Raw genomic sequence first — 18,266 nt, 5'->3', positions numbered from 1 at the left:
ATACAGCGATAAGGTTAATAATAGCTTGAACTGAAAAAGATAATATGAAGATGGGAGTAACGGAGGGGAATTTTGGAACTGTAGGAGCGGTAGCGTCCGCCTTTAGGTTTGGATTTCTACCGCAACAGCGGTTTTAATCAGGAAATTCAAACCTAACAGCGGCCGGAAGTCCAAACATTACCCGCAGTTACGGCTAACATCTAGATTAGAGCCTTTTCAGTTCTCTTATTATTTACCGTATCCGAAAGCGCAAGGCCGTTTCATCCAAACCGACGAAAGGAAGTGAAGTTATGCCGAATACGGCAGAAGTGGTAAAGCCGGTGGCCAGTCTGATGGGGGTCACCAAAAAGATCGGCTCCAAAACGCTGGTCAGCGACTTGACACTCGATATTCCACCCGGGCAAATCTTCGGATTCCTGGGACCGAACGGAGCCGGTAAAACAACAACCATCCGCATGATGGTAGGACTTATCTCCATCAGCCGCGGAGATATTCTGATCTGCGGACGCAGTATTAAAGACCATTTTGAAGAGGCCATAGCCAATGTAGGGGCCATCGTAGAGAATCCGGAGATGTACAAGTTCCTTACCGGATACCAGAATCTGCGCCAGTATGCCCGCATGGTGCCCGGAGTAACCAAAGAGCGTATTAATGAAGTGGTCAAGCTGGTCGGTCTTGGACAGCGGATCAATGACAAGGTCAAAACCTATTCCTTGGGGATGCGCCAGCGTCTGGGGGTAGCCCAGGCCCTCTTGCACCGGCCGAAGCTGCTGATTCTGGATGAACCGACCAACGGACTGGACCCGCAGGGCATCCGCGAGCTGCGCGATTATCTGCGTCAGCTGTGTCAGACCGAGGGCACAACGGTGTTTGTCTCCAGCCATCTGTTATCCGAGATGGAGCTGATGTGCGATAGTGTAGCCATTATCCAGAACGGCCGTCTGATTGATGTGAAGCAGCTGAAGACGGTTGGTGATGTATTGATACCGGTGGGCGAAACCTTCTTCGAGGTGGATAATCCTGAAGCTGCGCTGGCCCTGATCGGCCAAGGTGTGCTGAAGGAAGGCGGAGTGGCGGTAGGGGCGGCACGTGAGGAGATTGCCGAGCTGAATGCGAGGCTGGTAGCCGGCGGCATTAAAGTGTACAGCATCAAGGCGCTGTCCCGTTCGCTCGAAGATCAATTCTTGGAAATTACAGGAGGTGAAGGCATTGGGTGAGTTCGCTGCTCTCATACATAATGAGAATATCAAGATTTTCAGACGTCTGCGGACATGGATTATGCTGTTCATTCTGGCACTGATAAGTGCGCTGTTTCCTGCGCTGATTCATTTCACCAGCAATGGCAATGATGTCACCGGGATTTGGGACAGCTTTCAGACCACAATGGCTATCGCTTTTTTCCTGAACACTATTTTCACAGCTCTGGTGGCTGCTGACTCCGTTGCGGGCGAATTCACCTGGGGAACGATTAAGCTGCTGCTGATCCGCCCTTGGAGCCGCTCCAAGATTCTGCTCTCGAAATATCTGTCCATGGTCATCTTCAGTCTGATTAGTACAGCGGTGCTGATCGGATTCGGGTATGGCTCCGCGCTGATCTTCTCTTCCTCGGCAGTAGAGCCGTTAGGCGGGAATGTGATGAGCTGGAGTCAGGGGGAATATGTCTTCCTGCTGATTCTGTGCAGCTATATTGAGCTGTTCCTGACGGCAGCTATTGCCTTCATGATCTCCAGCGTCTTCCGTTCAAGCGGCCTGGCGATTGTGCTGTCGCTGTCCATCATGTTCACCAAAGATATCTTTATCGCCATCTTCAGCCCGGAACGGTATGAATGGGCGAATTATCTGATCTTTGCCCATATGAATCTGAGCAACTATCTGCTGACGGACACCGGTCCGGGAGGAGCTACGCTGGGGTTCGCCATTGCGGTCCTGGCCGTGTACTATGTTATTCTCATGGCGGTATCATGGATTGTATTCCGTAAAAGAGATGTCGCTGCCTAATTAGGCAGCCGGGCGGTACAAGCGTATAGGAGGCTGGAAATAAGCGGCTCATGCGCCTTCCAGACTGCTCTGTTTATCCGCTCTGCGTTTGCCTGCCTTATTCTTGGGAGTGACCGTATGCAGCCCGCCCGCTGTCTCAGTGGCGGGCTGTTCGGTCATGGTCATAGCCACAGCCCCGTTAACAAGGCTGCCTTCCGTAATGCTCAGGGAGCCAGCTGTAATGTTGCCGTGCAGTTGTCCGGTTCCGGTAAGGATCAGCTTCCGCTGGGCCGTTACGTTGCCGTAGACCTTGCCGGCGACAATGATCTCCTGCGCCTCGATACTGGAATGGACCGTGCCTTGTTCACCAACCGTCACTGTGCCTTCGCACAGAATCTCCCCGCTGAAGTTCCCTTCAATCCGCAGGTTGGTATCGCAATGTACCTTCCCTTCGAGCGTGCCTCCATACCCGATAAGCGAGTCGGTGGACGGGTATGAGCTAGTCTGCCGTCTGTTCCACATGCCTGCATTCCCCTTTCTGTTCTTAAGGATTCACATAATTGAGCGGATTCACCGGCTTGTTCTGCTTCACGACCTGAAAATGAAGATGGGGACCGGTGCTGCGTCCGGTGCTGCCCAGCATTCCGATCTGCTCGCCCTTGCTGACCGTGTCACCAGGGGAGACCAGCATATGATTCAAATGCATGTACCAGGTCTCGAGTCCGTTATCATGACGGATCACAACATATTTGCCTCTGGCCCCCACCTGCTCTGCGGAGATGACCACTCCACCCAATGCCGCGTATACCGCATCTCCGATATTCCCCGCAATGTCAATTCCGGAATGATAGGCGGAGCTCCCCTTGAAAGGATCGGAGCGGTAACCGAAGCTGGAGGTGATGATCCTCGAGCCGGTTGGCCACATTACGGCCCGGGCGAGCCTGGATTGCTTCTCCTGTGATTGCTTTGCCTGAAGGTCTGCCTTCACCTTATTGGCCTTCTCTGCCTGTGAAATGGTGATCGGGATACTGTTGATCATCTCATCCAGCAGGCTGTGGATCTCCTCGAAATCGTCTTTCGCTTCCTGGACCAGCTTCTGCGGATCTTCCTCATAGACGGCGATGTATTCACCGCCAACCTGCGGATTAACCGTACTGCGCAGGGCCTTCCCGGCAGCTCTGATCCGAAAAATAGCGGCAGGCGAGCCGGCGGAAGGTACAGCTTCGGGCTGCTCCTGAATGAATGGACCGGCGCTTAACCGGCTGACTCTTCCGTAGGTTCCCGCGGCTGCGGCGCTGAGTTCCGGCGGGGCCGGGAGTAACGGCTGGCTGCCTTTACCGGAAGCGGAAGCTGCGGAGGATGTCGTATCGGCGTCGTACGTTCCGTCACCGGCATCGGCACCTACACCAGCAGGAGAGCCGGTCTCCTTGTCGATCAGCGATTGAAGCTGCTGCTCCAGCTCCGTCACACTCTTCAGCTTGTCTTTAATGTCCTCAGCTTCCTCCGAGAGCTCGGTCACCTGGCCGCGAAGCTGCTGGAGCGCCTGATCCTTATCGGCAACCTTCAGCTCCATGCGGATATTAGTCAGCGATAATGCTGCTGCTTCGGCCTCCAGCTCTGCGATGGACCGGGAGGCATGAATATGCATGGAGGTGACCAGACTGGAGAGGGACAGGGCGGCTGCGGCAGGCAGGGCCAGCGCGTAGGACTTCGACATCTCCAGCTGTCTGACGGGCCTTCCGGCCTCACGCATAACGAGCAGCTTAATCTTTTTATGACCTGGCTGACTCTTCATAACGTCTCCTTACTGCGGCTTGGGCAGCCGCTTGGTATGAATGACTGATTGCAACCTGTTCATGGTGCTGGGGCTTATCCGGTTCGTCCTACTACTCTATGTATTCCATAACTAAGGTGAACATGACAACGGTTTACTTGAATAAAGAAGGAGAGTTAAGGCAAAACCTGTAGTAGTCATGCATTTTTCAGGAGGCCTAGGATGAGGATATTTGCCGTTATATTATGCTTATTTATTGTGCAGCTTGCCATCATATTAGGTTCGGAATACCGGCGTCCGCAGAGAGCCGTCGCCTGGCTATGTATAACATTCTGCTGCCCGCCGCTGGGGCTGCTGTTCTATTATTTCCTGGGACGCGATTACTGGCAGAGCCGCAAGCTCGGCACAAGATGTGTCTCCCTGCTGCGCGAAATCCGCGCCCATATCACCGGTAAAATTCACAGGGTCAAAAATGTGGAGGAGACGGGTAATCCCGGGTTTGTGGACCGCCCTGAGCTGCTGCATCTGCTGAACGGACTGGCAGAGAGCCACGTTACGCAATATAACCGGTGTGAGGTGCTCTCCGGCGCGCAGGAGGCTTATAAGTCTATGCTGGAGGCTATGGAGGGCGCGCATGAGCATATCCACATGGAATTTTATATTTTCCGGGAGGATGGGATCGGCAGGCGGTTTCAGGAGCTGATGATCCGTAAGGCACGCCAGGGGGTGAGAGTACGTCTGCTGTGTGATGGCCTTGGGAGCCATAAGCTGAGCCGGAGCTTCGTGAATACGCTGAGGAATGCGGGGGTGCAGGTGCATTTTTTCTTGCCTCCGCTGACTGCGCTGCCGGACCGCCGCTTCAATTTCCGGAATCACCGCAAAATCCTCGTCGTTGACGGACTGGCCGGATTCACCGGAGGAATGAATATCGGGGATGATTATCTGGGCAAAAACCCGAAGATGGGGGAGTGGCGGGATACGCATCTGCGGCTTGAAGGGGATGCTGTATATCAGCTGCAATATGTGTTTCTTAAGGACTGGAGGCTGGTAACCGGAGACGTTCTCAGCCATCCGCGGTTTTTCCCTGATCATGCCTGCAGCGGCAGGGAGGCGGTTCAGATTGTAGCCGGCGGCCCGGATGGGGCGATTGATGTCACTCAGGAGATGTACTTCGCGTCCATCTGTGCAGCGAAGCAGCGCGTCTGGATGACCTCGCCGTATTTCATCCCGGACCCCGCAGTTTGCAGGGCGCTTAAGAATGCGGTGCTCAGCGGAGTGGACGTAAGGATCATCATCCCGGCGAAGCCGGATAACAGGCTGGTCTATTATGCAACGCTGTCTTACCTGGAGAATCTGCAGGATGCCGGGGTGAAGTTTTACCGCTACACCGCAGGGTTCATGCATGCCAAAGTAATGATTATCGACAGCCTGCTGGCAACGGTCGGCAGTGCCAATCTGGATATGCGCAGCTTTTATTCCAACTTCGAGCTGACGGCGGTGCTGCTCCAGCCGGAGGTTATTGCCGAGCTGGCTGAGGACTTTAGCAGAGATTTGAAGCATAGCGAATACATTGATCCGATAAAGTTCAGGGAGCGCGGCCGTAATGTCAAACGGATTGAGAGTCTATGTCAGCTCTTATCTCCGCTATTATGAGAGAAAAGATGGCGGAATCATCGTTTATCGAAGGTTATATCAATTTACATGCGTTATTTGAGGTTCCTTTATGATATAATGTGAATATAAGAAGAACAGGGGAGAAGGCACGCCTGTCAGCACTGCTTTCGTATACTTCTTAGATACACTATTTAGAGGGGGAGTTCTATGACTGTAAGCCAACATATCTTTACGAGTGAAGAACAGAAGAAGCCACAGAAGTCCGGAGTTTTTAAGACGGCAAGACTGGCCCAGCGGATTGTGATGATTATCATCGGAGCGGCTATGATGTCTGTTGCGCTTGAGATTTTTCTTGTTCCCAATAAGTTGATTGATGGCGGAATCACCGGTATTTCCATTATGTTGTCCCATATTTTTAATATACCGCTTGGTATTTTGTTAACCCTGCTTAACCTGCCGTTCCTGGTTATCGGTTATAAGCAGATCGGTAAGACATTTGCTTTATCTACGCTATTCGCTGTAATTGTGATGTCCATCGGAACCCAGCTGCTCCATCCTGTTCATCCTATTACGGTTGAGCCGCTGCTGGCAGCCGTATTCGGAGGGGTAATCCTCGGCGTAGGGGTTGGACTCGTTGTCCGTTATGGCGGATCGCTTGACGGCACGGAGATTGTAGCCATTCTTGTGTCCAAGAGGCTTCCGTTCTCTGTAGGGGAAGTCGTCATGTTCTTCAATCTGTTTATTCTGTCCGGCGCTGGTTTTGTGTTCGGGTGGAACAATGCGATGTTCTCACTTATTGCTTATTACATTGCTTTTAAACTGATAGATATTACACTTGAAGGTCTGGATCAGTCGAAATCAGTATGGATTATCAGTGATAAGTTCCGCGATATCGGCGAAGCCCTGACGGAGCGTCTGGGACGCGGAGTAACCTATCTGGATGGTGAAGGCGGATTCTCCGGCGATAACAAGAAAGTGATTTTTGTAGTCATTACCCGGTTGGAAGAAGCTAAGCTTAAGTCTATTGTGGAGGATTGGGATACCGAAGCATTCATCGCAATCGGCAATATCCATGATGTTAAGGGCGGCCGATTCAAGAAAAAAGCAATTCATTAGCGTAGTCAGCCCGAGCTGGAACGCTTCCGAAGGAAGGTATATTTACGAACGACAGATTAACCAATACGGCGGTTCTGACATGCTGCGCCGTATTCTCATATAGAATACCTTCCGTCCAAGATTTGGACGCCAGGATAAGCCCGCAGCCTGATAAGGCATTGCGGGCTTATTGCTGTCCTGGGGGCAGCTTGGCAATAATTGCTTCCACTGGCTGTGGAGGAACCCCTGCGATCAGATCTCCTGTCCGGGCCAGACGGTCCTCAATATTCAGCAAGTGGTAATCTGTAGGCTTGACGTCCCGCTGCACTTCCTCCCACAGGAGGGGCGTTGAGACGGTGGCAAGCGGCCTGGCACGCGGAGTATAAGGTGCAGCAAGTGTTTTGCCGCCGTAGTGCTGCAGGTAATCAAAGTATATTTTGTCCCCGCGGTGTTTCTTCAGGCGCTCCAGGGTGAAGAGATCAGGCCGCTTCTCCGTAACATAACGGCCTACGAAATGCCCGATCCGGCGCAGGCCATCGAAGGTTACGCCCGGCTCCACCGGAACGATAATCTGTACTCCGGTGGCTCCGGAGGTCTTCGGAACGGATTCCAGACCAAGCGACTTCAGCACCTCCCCCACAAGGGCGGCTGCCTCCATGATACGCGGCTCCTCTTCAAGCGAAGGGTCCAGATCAATCATCCATTCGCAGGGCAGTGTACTGCCGGCGTAATGTAGCGAGGGATGAAATTCGAGTGCGGCCAGATTGCCCAGCCAGAGCAGCTCCGGCAGCCCTTGCAGCACAATGTAGGTAATATTCTCATGCACAGCCGTATGGACGTATTCCGGTAGCGGCTCCGGGGCGTTCTTCTGATAAAAGGACATTCCCGGCACACCGTGGGGATAACGGATCACCGTCAGCAGCCTGTCTTTGCAATAGCGCAGCAGATAGGGGGAGAGGGCGGCCAGCTTTTGCAGATAAATCTGCTTGGTGATGCCGCGTTCAGGCCACAGCGGCTTATCCGGGTTCGTAATGGTAATCTCATGTCCCTCTGCGGTAATGGTGCCTCTAACCTTCTGCGGCATAACCCGGTTCCTCCTTCTGAGCTTAATGACTAACTCTTCTGATCCATCCGGCAGGATAATGGCGGCAGCCCGACCTGGGCTTGAATCACTGGCTGGCGGAAGGTGCCGGAGGGATTCCACTCCAGGAAATGCAGCTTGAACACCAGCTCCGGCTTAATCCAGACTGCACCTTTGCTGCGCTCAGGAAGCTCTGCAAAAGGCATACGCTCCGTAATTAGTCCCTCTATCTGTGCCGTCAGCGTCCGCCAGTCCTGGACGGTCATCCTGCCCGCCCCGGCATGTCCGATATAATGCAGCTTGCCTGCATCATCATACAGTCCGAAGAGCAGCGCGTTGACCTGGCCGTCGCGGAAGGTGACGCCCCCGGCGACAGCGGTGACATCGGAGATAATTTTGAGCTTCTGCCAGCGTTTGTCTTTGCCGCCGGGGGCATAGGTGCTGTTCAGGTCCTTGCAGACAATTCCCTCCAGACTGCCCTTACGGGCTGCGGAGAACAGCTGGGCAGGATCATGATAGCTCGGCACCTGCTGCACATGGGGATGGGGCAGCAGGTGCTCCTTCAGCAGCTCCTGCCGCCGGGACAGCGGCTCGTCCAGCAGCCATGAGCCGTTGCAGTACAGAATATCAAACACCATATACAGCACCGGAACCCGGGGCACTGCCACCGCAATCGCGGCCTCATTCTTCAGGCTGTCGCGCCGCATGACCTCGTGGAAGGAAGGCTTGCCGCCGCTTAGCGCTATAATCTCGCCATCCAGAATGACAGAGCCGGCCCGGCAGTAGGCCTCGGGCCTGGCGAGCTCGGGATACTGTAGGGTGCGCCGGTTGCCCCTCCGGTTAATCAGCTCAGCGCTGGTTCCGTCATAATAGGCGAGCATCCGTACTCCGTCCCACTTGATCTGGGCGATCCACTGGCTCCCGGAAGGAATCCCGTATGCCAGCACAGGTTCAAACGGAGTGAGCGGCTGCAGCTTCAACGAAGGGTAGGTGCCTGCCGCCCCGAGCGTCCGGCTTCTAGGCACCGGTACCCTTGCTCTTGGCCGTCCGGCGTTTCGGCTTCGGGGCGATCACCGGAATAGGTCCGGTGGCATCATCTGCAACCGGAGCAGCAGGGGCGCCGGCGTCTGTACCGGTGTCTTTGGACTTGGCTGCCCGCTTCTTCGCACCGGCGGCTGTCCGGGGTTTCGCACCGCTGCCTGCCTTGGAGGGGCCGGGATCGGAAGGGATATGCTGCACGGCCTCGATACTGGCCTGGAGGGCCGCCATCAGGTCGATGACATTGTTCTCCTGGCGGGCCGGGGCAATATGGAACTCTTCTCCGGCAATCTTGTGCGTAATCAGATCAAGCATCCGCTGGCGGTAATCATCGGTATATTTGGCCGGCTCAAAAGGCTGGGACAGCTGGGAGATGAGCAGCTTGGCCATGTCCAGCTCTTTGTCGTTGACCGTTCCCGGCTCAGGCAGGCCGGGTACCTGCGATACCGGACGGACCTCGTCCGGGTAGTAGATCGTCTCAATCGCGAGGCAGTCAGCCAGGACGCGGATGGCGGCCAGACTGCTTTTGGAGCGGATGGAGATTTTGGCGATGCCGATCTTTCCGGTCTGGCGCATGGCCTCCATCAGCAGACGGTATGCGTTGGCGCCAGCCTGATCTGGAGAGAGGTAGTAGGTTTTCTGGAAATAAATCGGGTCGATCTCCGTCAAATCCACGAAATCCAGAATCGTGATGCTCTTGCTGCTCTCCTCGCTCAGCTGGTCCAGCTCTTCCTTGTCGAACAGGACGAACTTCCCCTTCTCATATTCGTACCCCTTGCCGATCTCCTCCCAGGTGACTTCCTTGTCACAGACAGGACATTTGCGTACATAGGACAGCGGGCTGCCGCATTCTTTGTGGATATAACGCAGCGAGATGTCTTTGTCCTCCGTAGCGGAGAACATTTTGACCGGTACATGCACAAGCCCGAAGCTGATGGCTCCTTTCCAAACAGTATGCATGAGAATCGCCTCCTGATGATGTGTGTTATGGCTTAGTATGGAGCGTCAGGGCTGTTTCTAGCCGGATGCATGAATTGAGAAGTATGGGAAAAAATAAAGCGGTTCCGCTTAGAAAGAGGCAGAGTCTGCCCTTGTTAAAGGAGGCGCCATGGACAAAGAGCTGAATCACTGGAGCGATGCCTTGTCAGAGCAGGATATTCCGGCAGAGGCTGTCCAGTGGGAGAATATTATTTCGGACCCGGAGGATGCCGGACTGGATGAAGCTGCAGGGCTGCTGGATGCCGAAGCAACGATAGGCGAACTTCCGGCGGAGGACGAGGATGAATAAGGAGGGAAGAGCAGAATGGATATAACACGGGCAAAGGATATTTACGACTCCAAAGACAAGATCGCGGTGCATCTTGACGGAGAGCCGGTCTGGATTGAGCATGTGGATACGGATAACGGCATGGCTACGGTTCAGGTAGGCTCCAGGCCGACTAATACACAGACTGTCGGGGTAGACCGGCTGGAGGAGCAGGGACATTAAGGTAATAGAGCAGGGGAACCTCCTGGGATCGTTATTCCGGGAATACCCCTGCTTTTTTGTTGTGTGGTCACTCCAGGACGGCCTGCGGCCTGTTGCGGTGCAAGTATCATACCGATATAATTAAATATATTGTTAACCGGTAAGGGATATTTAAATTAAGGTGGTCGTTGCAGTCTTGGACAATAATACAGAAACGGTGTTCACGTACCGTTCATTCGGCCTTCAGGATACGGAGGCGCTGGCGGCCGCTATTGCTGATGCGTCATCGGCGGGCATGGTGATCGGCCTGGACGGGGATTTGGGCGCGGGCAAAACGGCGTTCTCGCAAGGATATGCGCGCCATCTCGGTGTGGAGGGTATTGTGAACAGCCCTACTTTTACAATTATCAAAGAGTATGAAGGACGTCTGCCGCTGTATCATATGGATGTCTACCGGATTTCGGTGCAGGAAGCAGATGAGCTGGGACTGGAAGAGTATTTCTACGGCCAGGGTGTGAGCCTGGTGGAATGGAGCCGGATTATTGCAGACCTGATGCCGCCGCGGCATCTCCATATAGAGCTGAAGACAGCCGGCCCGGACGAACGGGAGATTACGGTGACCGGAATCGGAGAGCCATACGGCGAAGTGTGCCGGACGCTGATCCAGAAGTGGGGTAAATAAATATGACAAACTCGAATATTGAGCCGCGCAAGCGGTTTTTGGCGCTGGATACCTCGACGGCTGTTCTGGGAGTGGCAGTGACGGCAGGCGGGGAGCTGCTGCATGAGATTAATGCTTCCGGGGAGCGGAACCACTCTGTCCATCTGCTGCCCATCATTGAACAGGCGCTTCAGGCTTCAGCAACTACTGCAGATAGAATCGGCGGAATCTCGGTCGGCATCGGCCCGGGCTCCTACACCGGAACGCGGATCGCCGTAACCGCAGCGAAGACGCTGGCCTGGGCCTGGAACGTCCCGGTTACCGGCGTATCCAGCCTTCATGCGCTGGCCTGGGGCGGATACCATGCAGCTTCTGTGCTGCAGCAGGAAGCTCAGCACACGGAGCAGCCATCGGTGCCCCCGGCAGCAGGACCTGACTGGATCATTCCGCTGATTGACGCCCGGCGGGGACAGGTCTACACCGCTGTATTCGCGGCAGACGGGGACAAGCCTCCCCGGCGGCTGGCGCCGGATGCCATCCGGCTGATGGCGGACTGGGTACAGGAGCTGGCCACGCGGCTTACGGAAACCGCAGGCGAAGGCAGAATGCCGGGCAGCCTGTGGTTCGTAGGCGAGACGGCGCTGCACGGAAGTGCGGAATCACTGGCTCCGCTTATGGAAGCGGGCAATGTCCGCACCCTGCCGTATGAGCTTGAAGGCCGCTGGACCGGCTTCCTGGCCGAAGCGGGCATCTACGCGGAGAGCGGAGATCTGCACACGCTGATTCCCAATTATACGCAGCTGTCGGAAGCGGAGGCCAATCTGCGCCGCAGCAGCGAAGGGAGCCTGAACACACGATGATAGAACCGGAACCAGTAAGGGCTCAGGGGGCTGACCTTGTTTTTCGGCTGATGCGTCTTGAGGATATCCCTGAGATTCTTGTGATTGAACGGGAGGCCTTCACCATGCCCTGGACGGAGGAAGCCTTCCGCAACGAGCTGAACCATAATCATTTCGCCAAATATATGGTGATGGAGCTGGAAGGGCGGTTAATCGGCTATGCCGGAATGTGGGCCATTGTGGATGAGGCTCATGTCACCAACATCGCTCTGCTGGAGGCTTACCGGGGGCGCAAATGGGGAGAACGGCTGCTGGACGAGCTGATGAGAACGGCAGCTTATCTCGGGATGCAGTCGATCACACTTGAAGTACGGGTCTCGAACGAGGTGGCCCAGAATTTATATCGCAAAAAAGGCTTCCGGCCGGCCGGTACCCGCAAGGGTTATTATTCGGACAACCGTGAGGATGCGCTCATCATGTGGGCGGATCTGCCGGACTACGGGGAGCAAGCTGTAACGGAAGGAAGCGTGGACTTGAAATGAAGACAGACACGGGCTTACTTGAGCCTGTATTAATTCTTGCCATTGAGACGAGCTGTGACGAGACCTCTGTAGCGATCGTGAAGGACGGCTGTGAGGTGTTGTCCAATATCATCTCCAGCCAGATCGAGACCCACCGCGCATTCGGGGGGGTAGTGCCTGAAGTGGCCTCCCGCAAGCATGTCGAGGTGATTACGCTGGTGATTGAAGAAGCCTTAAGCACGGCTGGCATACGTCCGCAGGAGCTGACGGCAGTGGCGGTAACCCAGGGTCCGGGACTTGTGGGGGCGCTGCTGGTTGGGGTAGTGGCTGCCAAAAGCCTTGCGCTGGCCTGGGGCAAGCCGCTCATCGGTACCCATCATATTGCCGGCCATATCTATGCCAACCGGCTGGTCCGGGAATTGAAGTATCCCAATATGACACTGGTAGTGTCCGGCGGGCATACGGAGCTGGTCCATATGGAGCGGGAGGGCGAGTTCCGGATCATCGGGCGCACCCGCGACGATGCGGTGGGCGAAGCCTATGACAAAGTGGCGCGTGCCCTCGGCTTTCCTTACCCGGGAGGCCCGCATGTGGACAGGCTGGCCCATGAAGCGGAGGAGGCCTTTGTACTGCCGCGTGTCTGGCTGGAGCCGGGCTCCTATGACTTCAGCTTCAGCGGCCTGAAGTCTGCGGTGCTGAACGCGGTGAATCAGAGCAAGATGAAGGGACTTACGCCGGATGTGGCCGGAATCGCCCGCGGGTTCCAGGAATCCGTAGTGGAGGTGCTGGTGGAGAAGGCAGTCCGTGCGGTCCGCGAGTACAACGCAGGGCAGCTGCTGCTCTGTGGAGGCGTAGCGGCGAATAGGGGTCTGCGTGAAGCCCTGATCCGGCGCTGCGGGGCAGAGGGCATCGAGCTAATCATCCCGCCGCCGGTCTATTGTACGGATAATGCGGCGATGATCGGTGCCGCGGCCTATGTGAAATGGAGACATGAAGGCGGGATTCCGCTGGATATGGTCGCCGATCCCGGCTTCTCGCTGGAGAAGTGGTCGGTAACTGCCTATTGACTTTGGGAGAAGCAGGCGGTTATAATCAGTTCAATTCAAGAAACTTATATTTGAACAAACGCAATGATCGGAAGCAGTAAGGTAACTCCGGGATAAGAGAGCTGCGGTATGGTGCGACGCAGTCGAAGGAGACCTGAACTCGTCCGGGAGCGGAGCGGTGGAAGCAGGCAGCTCGTTGTAACAGGAGCACTGACCGGAGTAATCCTTAATCCGGTGGCCTTATGTACACCGTTACGGTTAACCTCCGTGAGAGGGTGGTCAAGCAGGGAATGACGGAGTGAGAACTTCCGGAGAATCCTGCAGGACTTGGAGTGGGTATCGCAGGACAGCCGAAGCAAGTGGCTGAAGCCGGATATCAACAAGAGTGGTACCGCGACAGTTAACAGCCTGTCGTCTCTTGAATGAGACGACAGGCTTTTTTGTGCGCTTATCCAGGCACACATAGAATGACACGCAATGATCGGGAGCAGTAGACGGCCAAGGTGAACAGAGAGCTGCGGGGAGGTGCGACGCAGACACCGGAGGCCGGCGAATCTCGCCCGTAAGCGGAGCGGCGGAAAGAGCACCAGGTACGCCGCTACGGATGTCCCCGTTACAGGACGGTTCATATCTCCCGGGCTTCGCGTTACGGAGCAGGGGGATATGATGCTGAGCTGGACGCAGCTTGGGCTTGCAAGCAGGAGCCTTATGCGTCAACAAGAGTGGTACCGCGGAGGGGTGACCCGCCGTCTCTTATACGAGACGGCGGGTCTTTGTGTTTTTTTAGATGGTGACCCTTGAAGGATCAACCCAATTTGAGGAGGAACTAACGATGATTATTCCGGTAAAGAAACGAATTCAGATCTTTGACACCACGCTGCGTGATGGAGAACAGGCTCCGGGGGCCAGTCTTACGCCCGAACAGAAGATTATTCTGGCTGCGAAGCTTGCCGAGCTGGGAGTAGATGTGCTGGAACCGGGATTCCCTGTATCCAGTCCGGGCGACTTTGCAGCGGTGGAGACCATCTCCCGCAAAATCCAGGGCCTGGAGATCTGCGGCTTCGCCCGCGCGGTCAAAGGGGATATTGATGCTGCTGTCCGGGCCACCCGCGATGCTGAGCGGCGGCGGATTCATCTGTTCATCTCCTCCTCCGACATTCATCTGCGCCATCAGCTGCGCATGAGCCGCCCTGAGGTTGTGGCTGCCGCGCGTGAGATGACGGCTTACGCCCGCCAGTTCTGTGATGTGGTGGAATTCACCGCCATGGATGCCGCGCGGACCGGAATCGACGATCTGATCGAGATGGTCGAAGCCGTGATTGAAGAGGGCGCGTCGATTATCAATCTGCCCGACACCGTAGGGTATGCGCTGCCGCAGGAATACGGCGAGATGTTCCGGCGGGTACGGCTTGGGGCGAGAGGCGGCGACAAAGTCATCTACAGTGCCCATTGTCATAACGATCTGGGTCTGGCCGTGGCGAACAGCCTGGCTGCGATTGAAGGCGGCGCAACGCAGATTGAGGTCACGGTGAACGGAGTGGGGGAACGTACCGGCAACTGTGCGCTGGAGGAGCTGGTTATGGCTCTGGAGACGCGCGGCGATTCTATTGGCGCCGAGACAGGAATTGTACTCGACAAGCTGTATGACACTTCGCGTATGATCAGCGGAGCGATGCATTTCCCGATTGCCTACAACAAGCCGGTTGTCGGCCGCAACGCCTTCCAGCATGAATCCGGTATCCATCAGGACGGCCTGCTTAAGGACCGCAGCACCTACGAGATTATGGACCCGGAACGGCTGGGCATCCCGCGCAGCATGATTATCCTGGGCAAGCATTCCGGCAGACATGCGCTGAAGGACCGCGCCGCGAAGTATGGAATTGCCCTGGATTCGGCGGAGCTCGACGCGTTGTACGAATCCTTCAAGGAGACGGCTGACCGCCAGAAGGCCGTCAGCGATGATGAGCTGCTGCGGATGGTCAGCAGCACCACCGGGCAGCTCGCCCAGGTATATGAGCTGGGCGAAGTGCAGGTGCTGGCCGGCAGCGCGCCGCGCCGGGTGGCCGCAGTGACGGTGCGTCATCTGCAGAGCGGCGCAGAGACTACGCAGACCAGCACCGGAGACGGTCCGCTGGAAGCGATCATTGCCGCCATCGGGCAAGGCATCGCTGAGGATATCCGCTTTGACGGCCTGGAGCTGCATTCTCTGGGCAGCGGCGGGAATGCCCAGGCAGAGGCTGCTGTAATGGTGGAGTGGAAGGACGCCAAATTCCGCGGCACAGCCATTCATCATGATATTGTGATGGCTGCGGGGATTGCTTATATTGCGGCCTGCAATGCGGCGCTGCTGTCGGATTCAGCGGTCGTGTATCCAGACGCGGCTGTGAACGGCTAGAGCGAAGTTCCCCACAGCTTCAGAGCTGTCTGTTTCTAAATGCATCTGCCCATGTCAGTGCTGACATGGCAGATGTTTTTTGCTGATCTCAGTGACTACGTCTTTAACGTTTTATAGAGTTAGTTGGACAAACGTAGCTTAATTTCTCGATTTCTGACGTTTATCCGTAAGCAAGTGGAATAACAGCATCTAATGCTGCTGATTTTGCCGCTTTGACCTGAATTGTGATCCAGTAAGTGATGTTTATCCAACTACTCTTGCAGCAGAACCCGTTCGTGCCTCAGCAAGTGTAGAAAATCCAGCTGTTGTTCCAAAAAACTAACATGATTTTTACTCTCAGCGGCTTTTGTCAAGCTGTGGACAACGTTATCCACATATTCCGCACGAATTGTGTAAAAACCGTGTAAAATCAGCAATAACGCCTTTTTTCTGAACCCTATAAACAGGAGGTTATACAATGAAACATATTTGTGGGAATTGTGGATAATGTGGATAATTCGGTGGATAAAAAGTCCTTGACAAGCGGAATAGCGATTTTACGCATGAAAAAAGCCCCGAAGGGCTATTTTTAACCAATAGTTATGCACGAAAACTGTGGATGGCGCTGTGGATAACTTTATTTGAACAAATTGGAAACCGTTAAAATTTATTTATAGCTTCCTTTAGCTTATTCTTCAGCCAGTTTCTCCCATTCGCTAAATAAATCTCCCAGCTGCCGTTTTTTGTCTTTAAGATCACTTTCATGCTCCTGAAGGGCCAGATAATCCTGATAGACCTCAGGTTTGGTCATTTCATGCTCGACTACCGAGATGGCTTCCTCCAGCTTGGCGATCTGATCCTCTAATTCGGAGATACGCCGCTGGCGGTTACGCTCCTCACGTTTGGCCTGCTTGTCCGCTTCATAGGAGAGGGAGGTGCCTTTCTCCGCTGAACTGGCTTCATTATCGGCATTCCGCGAGCTCTTGGCGGCCGCCAGCTCGGCTTGCTCCTCGGCAATCGCTTCGAGCTCGCGTTTTTTCTCAATATAGTCGTCATAATTACCCAAATACTGATCAATTCCGTCCGGATGCAGCTCCAGAACCCGTTCAGCCATTTTATTCAGGAAATAACGGTCATGGGAAATGAACAGCAGTGTGCCTTCGAAATCAATCAGGGCCGATTCCAGCACTTCACGGCTGACGAGATCCAGATGGTTGGTCGGCTCATCCAAAATCAGCATGTTGGCTCCCCGCAGCATCAGCTTGGACAAGGCCACCCGTGCTTTCTCGCCGCCGCTCAGGGCAGCCACCTTCTTCAGCACATCTTCGCCGCTGAACAGGAAGTTGCCGAGAATCGTGCGGATCCGGGCCTCCTCCAGCATCGGGTACTCACTCCACAGCTCTTCCAGCACGGTGTTGCGCGGGTTCAGCCTTGTCTGCTCCTGGTCGTAGTAAGCGATCTTCACTTTGGTTCCCCAGTTCACGCTTCCGGCGGAGGGCTCGCGGGTGCCGGTCATACACTGCAGCAGCGTGGACTTCCCGATTCCGTTCGGCCCGATCAGTGCCGCTGTCTCGCCGCGCCGCAGCTCGAAGGAGGCATTGCGGAACAGCGGGGCAGCTTCTTCACTAAAAGCCACAGCCACGCTGCGGACCTGCAGCACTTCCTTGCCGGACATGAAGTCCGGTTCGAAGGAGAAGCTGGCTTTCTTGAGGTCGCCCAGCGGCCTGTCGATGCGTTCCATTTTGTCGAGTGCCTTGCGGCGGCTCTGTGCCCGCTTGGTGGTGGAGGCCCGCACAATGTTGCGCTGCACGAAATCCTCCATCCGTGATATTTCATCCTGCTGTTTCTCGTATTGCTTCATGCGGATCTCATATTCCGCAGCCTTCAGCTCCATATACCGGCTGTAATTGCCCGTGTATCTGCGGGACTGGTGCCGTTCAATCTCCACGATGGTCGTCACCAGACGGTCAAGGAAATACCGGTCATGGGATACGACCAGAATACCTCCCGGGTATCCGCGCAGATAATCCTCCAGCCAGGTGAGTGTCTCGATGTCCAGGTGGTTGGTCGGCTCATCGAGCATGAGCAGGTCAGGAGCCTGGAGCAAAATGCGGGCCAGTGCCAGACGCGTCTTCTGGCCTCCGCTTAAGGTCGAGATGGGAGTTTCAGGTGCGAACTCCCCGAAGCCCATACCATGAAGAACGCTGCGGATACGCGTATTCATCTCGTAGCCGCCATGATCCTTGAACCAGTCGGAACGTCTGGCGTAGCGCTCCAGCAGATCCTCATAACGCTTCGGATCTTCGGCGAGTGCCGGATCGGCTATATCCGTCTCCAGCTGCCGCAGCTCAGCCTCGGCCTCCAGCAGCGGCGCAAATACGGCCAGCATCTCTTCCTGTATGGTTTTATCCGACTGCAAGCCGCTGTTCTGGGCCAGATAGCCAATCGTAGTCTCTTTGGACTTATGAATTTGCCCGCTGTCGTAAGACATTTCCCCGGCCAGAATCTGCAGAAAAGTCGATTTGCCCGCTCCGTTAACGCCGACGAGACCGACTCGTTCCTTCTCATTCACCATGAGGCTGATGCCGTCCAGCACACTTTGTATTCCGTATGATTTCGTAATTCCTGTCGCTTGAAGAAGCATTCTGTATGAAACCTCCGCCCTTGCAAATTGGCCTTGGCAGCTTGTGCCCCGGCTATATCATAATCTTATTCTCCAGTTTACATGAAAAAGGTTTGCCGTGCGAGGTTCATTCTTCTAACAAGGGTAATGGATCA

At 55.1% G+C, this 18,266-nt stretch carries 17 protein-coding genes and 1 other annotated feature; of the genes, 11 read left to right on the top strand and 6 right to left on the bottom strand.

Translation table 11 applies throughout. The features are described 5' to 3' along the window. The first annotated feature begins 290 nt into the window (after positions 1–290). Positions 291–1,217, top strand: coding sequence for an ABC transporter ATP-binding protein (locus HQN87_RS18840; RefSeq protein ID WP_173136567.1), 927 nt, complete (start codon positions 291–293; stop codon positions 1,215–1,217). Beyond that, positions 1,210–1,998 (top strand): ABC transporter permease, encoded by a 789-nt coding sequence (locus HQN87_RS18835; RefSeq protein ID WP_173136565.1) that lies wholly within the window; start codon positions 1,210–1,212, stop codon positions 1,996–1,998. Before HQN87_RS18840 ends, HQN87_RS18835 begins: the two co-directional genes overlap by 8 nt. 48 nt (positions 1,999–2,046) lie before the next feature. Here HQN87_RS18835 and HQN87_RS18830 read toward each other — a convergent pair whose 3' ends face one another. Both HQN87_RS18830 and HQN87_RS32770 read right to left on the bottom strand, forming a co-directional pair. Next, positions 2,047–2,499: a bactofilin family protein gene (locus tag HQN87_RS18830; protein WP_173136563.1), complete on the bottom strand. Its 453-nt coding sequence runs from the start codon at positions 2,497–2,499 to the stop codon at positions 2,047–2,049. Positions 2,500–2,521: 22 nt separating this feature from the next. After that, complete coding sequence (locus tag HQN87_RS32770) at positions 2,522–3,772, bottom strand: peptidoglycan DD-metalloendopeptidase family protein (protein WP_301953194.1); 1,251 nt, start codon at positions 3,770–3,772, stop codon at positions 2,522–2,524. Positions 3,773–3,973: 201 nt separating this feature from the next. Between HQN87_RS32770 and cls the strand changes: the two genes are divergently transcribed. Continuing rightward, complete coding sequence (gene cls, locus HQN87_RS18820; protein WP_173136561.1) at positions 3,974–5,404, top strand: cardiolipin synthase; 1,431 nt, start codon at positions 3,974–3,976, stop codon at positions 5,402–5,404. A gap of 168 nt (positions 5,405–5,572) precedes the next feature. Further along, positions 5,573–6,481 (top strand): YitT family protein, encoded by a 909-nt coding sequence (locus HQN87_RS18815; RefSeq protein WP_216857362.1) that lies wholly within the window; start codon positions 5,573–5,575, stop codon positions 6,479–6,481. A gap of 166 nt (positions 6,482–6,647) precedes the next feature. On the opposite strand, the gene ligD is transcribed toward HQN87_RS18815, so the two are convergent. From ligD to ku, 3 genes are read right to left on the bottom strand one after another with little or no spacing between them, the layout of a single operon-like run. Next, complete coding sequence (ligD, locus tag HQN87_RS18810; RefSeq protein WP_173136559.1) at positions 6,648–7,544, bottom strand: non-homologous end-joining DNA ligase; 897 nt, start codon at positions 7,542–7,544, stop codon at positions 6,648–6,650. Positions 7,545–7,573: 29 nt separating this feature from the next. Beyond that, entirely contained in the window at positions 7,574–8,566 is a 993-nt protein-coding gene (locus HQN87_RS18805) for an ATP-dependent DNA ligase (RefSeq protein ID WP_367272751.1), read from the bottom strand. Next, positions 8,559–9,539, bottom strand: a complete 981-nt coding sequence (gene ku, locus HQN87_RS18800; RefSeq protein ID WP_173136557.1) for a non-homologous end joining protein Ku — start codon at positions 9,537–9,539, stop codon at positions 8,559–8,561. Before ku ends, HQN87_RS18805 begins: the two co-directional genes overlap by 8 nt. Positions 9,540–9,687: 148 nt before the next feature. Between ku and HQN87_RS18795 the strand changes: the two genes are divergently transcribed. The 7 genes from HQN87_RS18795 to HQN87_RS18765 all read left to right on the top strand — a co-directional run bounded on the left by HQN87_RS18795 (position 9,688) and on the right by HQN87_RS18765 (position 15,509). Beyond that, positions 9,688–9,867, top strand: coding sequence for a hypothetical protein (locus tag HQN87_RS18795; RefSeq protein ID WP_173136555.1), 180 nt, complete (start codon positions 9,688–9,690; stop codon positions 9,865–9,867). A 15-nt stretch (positions 9,868–9,882) separates the two neighbouring features. Further along, the gene (locus HQN87_RS18790) at positions 9,883–10,068 is read left to right on the top strand and encodes an H-type small acid-soluble spore protein (RefSeq protein WP_173136553.1); all 186 of its coding nucleotides are present in this window, start codon (positions 9,883–9,885) and stop codon (positions 10,066–10,068) included. Positions 10,069–10,243: 175 nt separating this feature from the next. Beyond that, positions 10,244–10,729 carry a tRNA (adenosine(37)-N6)-threonylcarbamoyltransferase complex ATPase subunit type 1 TsaE gene (gene tsaE, locus HQN87_RS18785; protein ID WP_173136551.1) on the top strand — a complete coding sequence of 162 codons (486 nt, stop codon included), beginning with the start codon at positions 10,244–10,246 and terminating at the stop codon, positions 10,727–10,729. Positions 10,730–10,731: 2 nt separating this feature from the next. After that, positions 10,732–11,568, top strand: coding sequence for a tRNA (adenosine(37)-N6)-threonylcarbamoyltransferase complex dimerization subunit type 1 TsaB (gene tsaB / locus HQN87_RS18780; protein WP_173136549.1), 837 nt, complete (start codon positions 10,732–10,734; stop codon positions 11,566–11,568). Beyond that, positions 11,565–12,089 (top strand): ribosomal protein S18-alanine N-acetyltransferase, encoded by a 525-nt coding sequence (gene rimI, locus HQN87_RS18775; protein ID WP_173136547.1) that lies wholly within the window; start codon positions 11,565–11,567, stop codon positions 12,087–12,089. The genes tsaB and rimI overlap by 4 nt, the downstream gene beginning before the upstream one ends. Continuing rightward, positions 12,086–13,135: a tRNA (adenosine(37)-N6)-threonylcarbamoyltransferase complex transferase subunit TsaD gene (tsaD, locus tag HQN87_RS18770; protein ID WP_173136545.1), complete on the top strand. Its 1,050-nt coding sequence runs from the start codon at positions 12,086–12,088 to the stop codon at positions 13,133–13,135. Before rimI ends, tsaD begins: the two co-directional genes overlap by 4 nt. 447 nt (positions 13,136–13,582) lie before the next feature. Next, positions 13,583–13,871: a binding site (T-box leader), on the top strand. 75 nt (positions 13,872–13,946) lie between these two features. Continuing rightward, positions 13,947–15,509 (top strand): 2-isopropylmalate synthase, encoded by a 1,563-nt coding sequence (locus HQN87_RS18765; protein ID WP_173136543.1) that lies wholly within the window; start codon positions 13,947–13,949, stop codon positions 15,507–15,509. Between the two features lie 667 nt (positions 15,510–16,176). Here HQN87_RS18765 and HQN87_RS18760 read toward each other — a convergent pair. Next, positions 16,177–18,132 carry an ABC-F family ATP-binding cassette domain-containing protein gene (locus HQN87_RS18760; RefSeq protein ID WP_173136541.1) on the bottom strand — a complete coding sequence of 652 codons (1,956 nt, stop codon included), beginning with the start codon at positions 18,130–18,132 and terminating at the stop codon, positions 16,177–16,179. Positions 18,133–18,266: the final 134 nt, after the last annotated feature.

Origin of the sequence: Paenibacillus tritici (assembly GCF_013204885.1) — a bacterium.
Taxonomy (GTDB): domain Bacteria; phylum Bacillota; class Bacilli; order Paenibacillales; family Paenibacillaceae; genus Paenibacillus_AQ; species Paenibacillus_AQ tritici.
This window is presented reverse-complemented; position numbering and strand designations above follow the sequence as displayed.